1 protein-coding gene is annotated in these 248 nt (G+C 57.7%); it reads right to left on the reverse strand.

What is annotated here, in order from left to right:
• Nucleotides 1-248: DUF4132 domain-containing protein (locus FN960_RS24580; RefSeq protein ID WP_143850857.1), on the reverse strand; the 248-nt coding region annotated here is incomplete at both ends.

Consider the following 248-nt stretch of genomic DNA (forward strand, 5'->3'; position numbering starts at 1 on the left):
GCGCTGAGTTCGGCTGGCGACATGCCTACCGCAAAGCCTTCATCGATTTCCATGATTAACGACCAGCGACCGAGAGGTTTGATCATCCAGCCGATCCAGCCTGCATCCTGCGGGGTGCCCTTTATCCAGCCTTTATTCGCCAGCCCCATTACCCGACCACTCGGGCATTTTCTGCCTGCCCAGCGGATCAATTCGCTGGCATTGCGCTCGGCTTCTGTCAGGGCGTAACTGTTACGGTCAAGCTGACG

Origin of the sequence: Alkalicoccobacillus porphyridii (genome assembly GCF_007293315.1) — a bacterium.
Classification (GTDB): domain Bacteria; phylum Bacillota; class Bacilli; order Bacillales; family Bacillaceae_D; genus Alkalicoccobacillus; species Alkalicoccobacillus porphyridii.